The sequence below is a fragment of the Deltaproteobacteria bacterium genome (assembly GCA_009930495.1).
GTDB lineage: Bacteria > Desulfobacterota > Desulfovibrionia > Desulfovibrionales > Desulfomicrobiaceae > Desulfomicrobium.
In genome coordinates, this window is record RZYB01000413.1 from 1 (window position 1) to 1,343 (window position 1,343).

The following is a 1,343-nucleotide window of genomic DNA, read 5'->3' on the forward strand; positions in this document are numbered from 1 at the left end:
TCCCGCATCTGTCCGAGAAACGCGATGGCGTTTTCCAACATGGCGGCCGTGGCCACGCGCTCGTCCAGACGTGTCAACAGCACGGCGTTTCCGGCGTGCACACCACCGCACAAAGGCATGGGATGGGCATGACGATAACCACACAGCTCCAGCACTCGGCGCGGGGCCTGGACATCATGAGCCGGAACCGGAACAGCGAGATACACCAAAAGTTCCCCGTCCCCGTGCTCGAAGTACACGCGGCCAAGTCCCTCGATATCGAGGGCGGCCACGCCGCCTCCGGTCAGGGCAAAGCCCGGCATGCCCATCCGACGGCCGAATTCAGCGATTTCGTGATCCAACATGCTCACCCCTCATCCTGGGCCGCGAGAAATTCATCCTCGCGGGCAATGGCTTCGTCCACGCGCTCCTGCACGGCATCCAAGACCTTCATGCGTCCTTGGTCGCCGTCAAACAGCCGCGAGGGAAAATTACGCGTTGTTGTCAGCAATTCCTGAAGAAAAAGGACCTCATGCTCGATGTCCGGCGCCTTGGATCTGGCCGTGATCCTGTCAATATGCATGGGGCCGAGGAAACGCTCCTCGCGCAGGCCCACGATTTCGCCCAAAAGCTCCATGGGTTTCAGGATGCCATCACGCACGCCGGCCACGCCGTGCACATTTTCCCAACGATCAAGCATCCGCTCGCATAACGTGTGGGCGCTCTGCAGCAACCGCACCTGCCCCAGGCTGGCATGCACGCTTTCCAGATGGGTCGTGGCCATGCTCGGCGCATCCGAAGCCAGATCATTGCCCAGGGCACGGAACAGGAAATCCATGGCCTTTTCAAAGCCAGCCTCGCCGTGGCGCTCACGGATATGGGCGAAAACCTCGTTGACCGTCCCGAATTCGAGCACGGTCTGGCGGTACATGTCCCGCAACTCGTCGGTTGGGCCCAAATGGCCGCTTTCCCTGGCGGCCAAGGCACCCTGAATACCCGCGCGGACGGCCGGGCCCTCGCTGTCCTGCAATTCGTCCATGGCCGCCCGGATGCCATCCAGCACACCCGCGTCAACGCCGCCCTCGCGCTCCAATGCTTCCTTGGACTCGGCCAGGGCCGCCCAGGCATCCGACGGGTCCGGAAATCGCTGCCGTGCCTCGCGCAAGGCCTGGTCCTTGCCTCCGCCCTGACGCAACCGACGGGTCAATTCGTCCATGTCATGCGTCTTGCCGGCTTCGTGCATCATGTCCTGATACAGACGCACACGCTCGATCAGGGATTCGGAAACCGTCTTGCGCTCCTTGCGGTCGGCCAGTTCAAACTCGTCCGTGGTGTCGGCGGCAAAGGTCAATTCCTCGGCCGCG

The 1,343-nt window shown here is 62.5% G+C and carries 2 protein-coding genes; both read right to left on the minus strand.

What is annotated here, in order from left to right; genetic code table 11:
* Positions 1-344: type III secretion chaperone SycN (gene sycN / locus EOL86_15100; GenBank protein ID NCD26896.1), on the minus strand; the 344-nt coding region annotated here is incomplete at its 3' end.
* A 2-nt stretch (positions 345-346) separates the two neighbouring features.
* On the minus strand, positions 347-1,343 hold a 997-nt coding region (locus tag EOL86_15105; GenBank protein ID NCD26897.1), incomplete at its 5' end, for a YopN family type III secretion system gatekeeper subunit.